Source organism: Rhodococcus sp. NPDC059968 (assembly GCF_042738615.1).
In the GTDB taxonomy this organism is placed as follows: Bacteria; Actinomycetota; Actinomycetes; order Mycobacteriales; family Mycobacteriaceae; genus Rhodococcus_F.
In genome coordinates, this window is sequence record NZ_JBHWUE010000208.1 from 1 (window position 1) to 6,252 (window position 6,252).

7 protein-coding genes and 1 pseudogene are annotated in these 6,252 nt (G+C 68.7%); 2 read left to right on the forward strand and 6 right to left on the reverse strand.

What is annotated here, in order from left to right; genetic code table 11:
• Positions 1–412 precede the first annotated feature (412 nt).
• Positions 413–736 (forward strand): hypothetical protein, encoded by a 324-nt coding sequence (locus ACFWAY_RS52840; RefSeq protein ID WP_378516408.1) that lies wholly within the window; start codon positions 413–415, stop codon positions 734–736.
• A gap of 115 nt (positions 737–851) precedes the next feature.
• Here the strand turns inward: ACFWAY_RS52840 and ACFWAY_RS52845 are convergent, their stop codons facing one another.
• From ACFWAY_RS52845 to ACFWAY_RS52870, 6 genes and pseudogenes are all read right to left on the reverse strand, one after another.
• Positions 852–1,145 carry a DUF4193 domain-containing protein gene (locus ACFWAY_RS52845; RefSeq protein WP_378516409.1) on the reverse strand — a complete coding sequence of 98 codons (294 nt, stop codon included), beginning with the start codon at positions 1,143–1,145 and terminating at the stop codon, positions 852–854.
• 1,082 nt (positions 1,146–2,227) lie between these two features.
• Entirely contained in the window at positions 2,228–2,413 is a 186-nt protein-coding gene (locus tag ACFWAY_RS52850; protein WP_378516410.1) for a hypothetical protein, read from the reverse strand.
• Between the two features lie 117 nt (positions 2,414–2,530).
• Positions 2,531–3,127: an RES family NAD+ phosphorylase gene (locus ACFWAY_RS52855; RefSeq protein ID WP_378516414.1), complete on the reverse strand. Its 597-nt coding sequence runs from the start codon at positions 3,125–3,127 to the stop codon at positions 2,531–2,533.
• A 60-nt stretch (positions 3,128–3,187) separates the two neighbouring features.
• Positions 3,188–3,898, reverse strand: coding sequence for a hypothetical protein (locus tag ACFWAY_RS52860; RefSeq protein WP_378516411.1), 711 nt, complete (start codon positions 3,896–3,898; stop codon positions 3,188–3,190).
• Between the two features lie 233 nt (positions 3,899–4,131).
• Positions 4,132–4,863 (reverse strand): annotated as a pseudogene (locus tag ACFWAY_RS52865) (YbfB/YjiJ family MFS transporter); the annotation flags it as partial.
• Positions 4,857–5,177, reverse strand: a complete 321-nt coding sequence (locus ACFWAY_RS52870) for a muconolactone Delta-isomerase family protein (RefSeq protein WP_378516412.1) — start codon at positions 5,175–5,177, stop codon at positions 4,857–4,859. The pseudogene ACFWAY_RS52865 and the gene ACFWAY_RS52870, both read right to left, overlap by 7 nt.
• Positions 5,178–5,273: 96 nt before the next feature.
• On the opposite strand from ACFWAY_RS52870, the gene ACFWAY_RS52875 reads away from it, so the two are divergent.
• Positions 5,274–6,119 (forward strand): LysR family transcriptional regulator, encoded by an 846-nt coding sequence (locus tag ACFWAY_RS52875; RefSeq protein ID WP_378516413.1) that lies wholly within the window; start codon positions 5,274–5,276, stop codon positions 6,117–6,119.
• The last annotated feature ends 133 nt before the right edge of the window (positions 6,120–6,252 follow it).

Sequence of the window (6,252 nt, forward strand, 5' to 3'; positions counted from 1 at the left end):
GTTCTCGTTCCACCAGCGGTACCTGGAGTCCGGCTCAATGCGACTCTAGGACGGTCACCTTCCCGCTCTCCCGTCGGGCGGTGGACCTTCCGGGGACTCGTCCGGGAGGGTCGGCGACGCGATCTGGGACCTGGTGGGCCCGATGGTCGAGGAGATTCGGATAGCGTACTGACGCAGGGTATGTGGGCGCCCTGCCCAGGGTTGTCGAGCGGCCCGTCCCCTGGGCGGTGGAACGCTGACCCGCGGGTGCTTTCGGCAAGTACTCGGGGGGTGATTCCCTCCCGCGCCGTGGGCGGATCTTAGTTGGCGGGCGTGCCCTGCGCGGAGGGTGTTCGTGCAGGTCCGCTCGCGTGCCGGTCCGGGCGGTGCCTATGCTCGACCCCGGAGTTCGCGAGCGAAGAGGTGGCGCAGCATGGCCCGAAACAGCGGCAACCGGCCGGGAGGTGGCCAGGCTCTGACGGTCGGTGTCCGGGTGCTGGTCTGCAGGAACGCCGGGGGCGACGTCACCGGTGAGGTCGTCGAGGACTACGCGGCAGTGACCTACCCCGGCGGCGGTGGGCACGAGTGGGCGCCGGTGCATCGGTGGGCGATCGCTCTCGACGACGGGCGACTGATCTTCGCCGACACCGAAGACCTGACCATCGATCCGAGCTCCCATCGCTCCGCCCAGGCCCCGGACCCGGATCCGGATCCGGATCCGGCCGCGCGCAGACCGGGCCGACACCGGGGAGAGTGATCGGCGGCGGACGCGACTCCCGCGGACGCGTCCCGGTCTCAGAATTTCGGGATGCGGGCGTCCCTGCAGTGCGGAGTCCGGAGGCACCCGAGGCCCTCGGATGTATCGATGGTCTTTAGGCGCAGTCCCGGCAGATCAACTGCTGATCGTCGGCGAGGCGGCTGCGGTGATGGACGAGGAAGCAACTGGTGCAGTTGAATTCGTCCGCCTGCTTCGGGATGACGCGGACGGTAAATTCTTCACCGGACAGGTCGGCGCCGGGCAGTTCGAAGGACTCCGCGGTGTCGGTGTCCTCGACGTCCACGGCGGGGGACTGGGTGTCTTTCCTGCTGGCGGTCAGCTGTTCGAGGGACGTGTCCGTGGAATCGTCGGATTCGGTGACTCGCGGTGCGTCGTAGTCGGTGGCCATGCCTGCTGCTTCCTCATGTTCTGGGTGTTCGGACCAGCCAGATTAGGGGGTGCGGCGGCGCGACACGCTTTCGGGGTCTGGCGTGCGGTGGCTCAACCTCCTGGGGCGTCCCGGTCGATGCCGTTTCTTCCAGGCGGTCAGTGCCCGCTTCAGTGCTCGCGCTCGCTAACTTGCTCTGACGGGAGCCGGGACTGGGAGACTTTCTGGCATGCAGCAACTTCTCGCTGATCACGAATCTCTCGTCACCGTGGTGATGGTTGTGGTCGTGGTAGCGCTCGCTGCCGCCGCGGTGTGGACGATCTTCCGTTGACCGGGCACGCTGCCGGATCGTGTGGTGCGGCGTCGGTGTCGGCGGTGGAGGTGGTCGGCTGTGTGGTGTGCCGAGCCGCCGCGGACACTGCCGCGATCATCGTCTGACCGAAGATCCTCGCGAAGCCCCTGCAGACTCACCCGCGCCGACCGCATTGTCGCACCCGAGGCGGCGACGGGGATCCTGGCGGTGGGGGTGCGCGATGTGGCGAGCGGTCTTGCCCTCGCCGCGGCGCCGTCCGGAGCGGCGCTGCGTGCCGCGGTCGCGGGGGTCTCGGATTTTCGGTGATCTCGCGGTCTTCGGGTTTGCGTTGTCCGATGCGGCGACCAAGGTCAAGGACGCCGGTTTTGCCGCGGCGTGGGGGACGTTGTGCGCCTACAGCGGATGCCACACCGGATGGTGGTGGCACTGCTGAGCAGTAGGGGTGGCGGGGCCCAGCCAAGCGCAGCCCCCGCCAACGATGGATATCAGCTGGCAGGGGCGCTACACGGTCAACCTGCACGTAGTGAACGAGCGGCGCAGTAGTGATTTTGGTGAGCCGCAGCGTGGAAATCCAGGGAATGTGATCCATACCATCGCACAATTTTCGGTTCCTCGCCGCCGTGTAATGGGGTGGCCTGACCTTCACTTCGGGGCTTCCGCCCGGTACGGACCGTTGTGCATCGGTCTGTCGTAGCGAAAGCGTTTCGCTTGCAGGGTGTTCCGATGTCGTGAGGCGACCTGCTGTGGTCGAGTTGGCTCGGTGCCGCGGTTGTCTGGGCCGGCCGCAGGGTCAGGGCGTTGTGGGAATGGTCAACTCGGTTCTTCCGTCGAGACCGGGTAGCAGGTAGTGCCGGCTGGTGACCAGCTGCCGCGGCACGGGAATTCCCTGGCGCTCGGTGTCGAGGCGGATGCCGTCATTCGGCTCGGCGTCGACAGGAAGGGCATTTCCATCGCCCGGAGAGGTTGGTGCGGCCACCGAATTCCCTGGCCGATCAGTTGGCGTTCGCGCAAGGATCGCGCGCTGAATGGTCGTCGCGGACGGTACGGGTCACCGTCGGCGTCGTATGTCGGACGGCGTTGACGCTGGTGCGGGTCAGGTGGGGGAGAGGATGGCGCTGTGGTCGGCGATGATGCGGGCGACGAGGTCGCGGCCGGGACCGTGGTCGAGTGGCAGGGGTGTGGTGGTGGGGTCGAGGGCCAGGTCGGGGTGGGGTGTGATCGTGGGGTTGGTGGTGAGGATCCAGGCGAGGGTGTCTTCGTTGTGCCGGGGCCGGTAGGCGAGGCCGTCGAGGTCGGGGTCGGCGGCCCGGATGGCGTGGGCCCACCGTCTTGTGGTGACGTAGTGCCGGGCTTCGCATTTGGTGAGCCAGAGGTCTTGTCCGACCGCCGAGAGGTGCGGTCCGTGGAGTGCGGCGACGGTGAGGGTGCGGGTCACGGTGAGGGCGGTCAGGGTGCGGCCGGCCACAGCGGAGGCAGGAACGATCCGCGCGATGGTGGGGTCCAAGGGGAGGTCCCGGCAGATGGTTTCGGCGATCGCACCGTCGGGGCTGTCGGCGATATAGAGGTAGGCGTAGCTGCGGCCCGAGGGAGTCGAACCGGCCGCCGGCGAGTTCGTCGGGCTGCGCGGTCGGATTCGGGGCGTGCGGGGCGCGGTGGCTGCTGTGCACCCGCCACACCACCGTTCCGGCAGTGAGCACGGTCCGGTGCGCCGGCCGGAGCAGTCCTCCGGCCGGTGGTTCGATGTTCGGCATCAGTCGGGCAGCACCGCGGCGGCGAGCCGCTCGAGCTTCTGACCGGCCGTGGGGTCCGGGTCGGCGGCGAGGTCGGCCGGGGTCTGCCCCTCGGGCAGGCGGGTGGAGGGGGTCAGCCACCACGACGCGACACCCCACGGGTCGGCGGCGGCGCCGAGGACTGTGTTGACGGCGGCGACTCTCTCGCGGACCGCGGCGGTGGCCTCGTCGAACTGGAATGCCGGGTACCGGTAGCTGTTGCCGACGGGCAGGGCCACGACCTTGCCGGTGGTGCGAAGCCGGGAGGCGACGGTGCGATCGGCTGCGGGCCGGTGCAGGACGGCGGCGACCTGACTGGCGGTGAGCATCGGGTGGTCGAGGATGTGCCGGCGGGCGACTTGCTCGATTTCGGCCTGTGTGATGGCGTCGTCGACGAGGTCGGCGCCGATCCGGGCGGCCTGGGTGCGGTCGGTCAGGGTCGGTGCCATCGCCAGCAGCGCGGTGACCTGGTTGCGGACCAGGTGCATCTCGGGGCGGGCGGCGAGTTCGGAGGCGACGACGTCGATCAGTTCGGGGGTCGACAGATCCGACAAACGCCGTTCGTCCGGCGACGGAGTGCCCTGCGGGCGGTCGACGGCACGTGTGTAGCGGCCGGTGGCGGTGTCGCGGCGCAGGCGGTAGCCGGCGAGCTTGTGGTGTCGCCGGGGGGAGATCGATCGGTGGGTCGACATGAGCACTCCTTGCTACGTTTGCACCGAAATCTTACATCGTTGCTTTCGTTGCGGCGAGTGCTGGACGTATGCACATTAGAAGGTCTTCTCGACTGTGCAGATAGGCGTTGAAACTGAACAGCCGTGCAAGCGGCGACGTTGCCATCCGAGGACGCCCAGGGAGTGAAGTCGACGGGAGGGAAGCCTGCTTGCGCCTACTCGGTGGAGTCCGAGGTAGCCAGATGGCGTCGCCGACCCGTCGCTGCCCACCCGCCCGCGGTGTGATCGATCGCGGCGACGAGGAACGTACCCGCGATGATGTACCCGACACCTTCCAAGAAGTAGCTGGCGAACACGGCCGTGAACCAGCGGTTTGTCCGTGGGCGGCCGTATGCTCCCGGTCCGGACGGCGTGGCGGTCGGCGACGGCTCCGGGGTCAGTGCCCAGGCTGCGACGGCACAGACCAACGCCAGGGCGGCGACCGCCCACCAGGTCGAGCGCCAGCTGCCGGCGGAACGCAGGATGAACACGACGACACCTGACAAAGCGATGCCCGCTCCGACCCCGCCGAACGCCCAACCGGCCAGGTGCTGAGCGTGCACCCGCAGGTGGGAGAACAAGGCGCTGACGGCAATCATGAAGATCAGTGCGCTCGCGATGCCGGCGACGAGTCTGAGGACAAACCACGCCGATCCACTGTGTGTGGTGGGCATGAGCGCCAGGGTCGCGACGAGCACGACCAGAGAGATTCGCATGACCCTTGCTGAGCGCACCACTCCCGGAATGAGGATACCGGCCAATGCCCCGACCAGATATCCGACGTAGTTCGCCGTAGCCAGCGCGGCCCCGAGAGAGGAGGACAGACCCGCCTGGGTGTGCATCAACGGCAGGATCGGAGTGAAGACGAATCGGCCGATGCCCATGCTCGCCGCCAACGCCGCAGCGACCTGGACGACGTGCGCCCGCGGGGAAACCACGCTCACCACTGGCCCGGATCGTTCGGATGTGGACGCAGCGGGGTGACAGCGACACTCATCCACGGCCGCAACGGCAGCGTGTCGAGCACGTTCGCGTGGAGATCGGCTTCGTCGTCCGCGCACCACACCCCGATGCTGCGCAGCTCACCGACCGGGCGCCACAACCGGACCAGGCGCCCTGCAGAGGCAAGTTCCTTGGCGCGCAACGCTTCCGCGGCGCGGCGTGCATCCACTTCGGATGGAGCGGTGCCGTCGGGGACCGTGGTGACGATCTCGACGAGAAACTCCTGCATGGTCGTTTTCCGATCAGGGGCTGAAACCATGGAACTCATCGTGCGCCCGGGTCCGGCCGGCCCGCCACGACCGCTTTGCTCCCGACTGGTAGGCGCAGCCTCTCACCGCACGTAACATGAGCGATCGTGGAGCTACGCCAGCTGAAGTACTTCCTCGTCGTCGCCGAGGAACTGCACTTCGGCCGGGCGGCGACGCGGCTGCTGATCGCCGGGCCCTCGCTGTCCCAGCAGATCAGGGCTCTCGAACGAGACCTCGGCGTACAGCTGTTCGCCCGCGACCGCCGTTCCGTAGCCCTCACCCCGGCCGGTGCCGAGCTGCTCCCCCACGTCCGCGCGCTGCTCGAGCGTGCCGACGACCTGCGCGCCCGCGCCGAGCGCCTCTCCGGGGCGGAGCCGGTCCGGATCGGCTACGTCAACTGGCTTCCCGCGGACCTGACCGCACGCACCGCGGGTGTGGCGCAACTGCACGTGGACCCGTGGGTGGTGCCCTCGCACGCCCAGGCCGCACGGGTCGCCGACGGCAGCCTCGACCTGGCCGTGTGCTGGGTGCGCAACGCCGATCTCGCCCGGTACGGCCTGCAGGCCCGGCTGCTCGGCGCGGACCGGCTCTACGCGGTGTCCACCGGCGAGAACGCCACACCGGTGCGGGCGCGGGACGCCGCGCTACTCGTCGACGACGACGCGACGTCCTGGTCGTCGTGGAACCTCTTCGCCGAACAACTCGCCCACGTCCGCGCCGCGGGCCGCCCCGTGCTCAACTCACCCAAGGGGCAGACCACGACGCTGCCGCCCGACCTCGTCGCACGCCCAGTGATCAACCCGGCGGTGATCTGGACGTGGTCGCTGGTGTGGCGCCGAAACGAAATCCGCCCCGTCGTGCTCGCCGCCGCCGACGCCCTCACCCGAGACATCGGCGATCTCGGCATCCACGACAGCGGAGTCTGGCTGCCCGCGGACGACCCCCACCGCTAACAAGGCTTCCTCGTAGGAGGCTGCGCCTCCCACGAGGGAGCAAACACGTCGTGGCGCGAACCCCCACCTCGGGCACATCATCGATCCGTGAACGAAACACCCCAGGTTCCGAACGGGACTACCGGGACTTTCG

Bases quoted from the DNA above. Each gene is read 5' to 3' on its own strand.
- ACFWAY_RS52840 (WP_378516408.1), top strand. From the start codon at position 413: ATGGCCCGAAACAGCGGCAACCGGCCGGGAGGTGGCCAGGCTCTGACG.
- ACFWAY_RS52845 (WP_378516409.1), bottom strand. From the start codon at position 1,145: ATGGCCACCGACTACGACGCACCGCGAGTCACCGAATCCGACGATTCC.
- ACFWAY_RS52860 (WP_378516411.1), bottom strand. From the start codon at position 3,898: ATGTCGACCCACCGATCGATCTCCCCCCGGCGACACCACAAGCTCGCC.
- ACFWAY_RS52870 (WP_378516412.1), bottom strand. From the start codon at position 5,177: ATGGTTTCAGCCCCTGATCGGAAAACGACCATGCAGGAGTTTCTCGTC.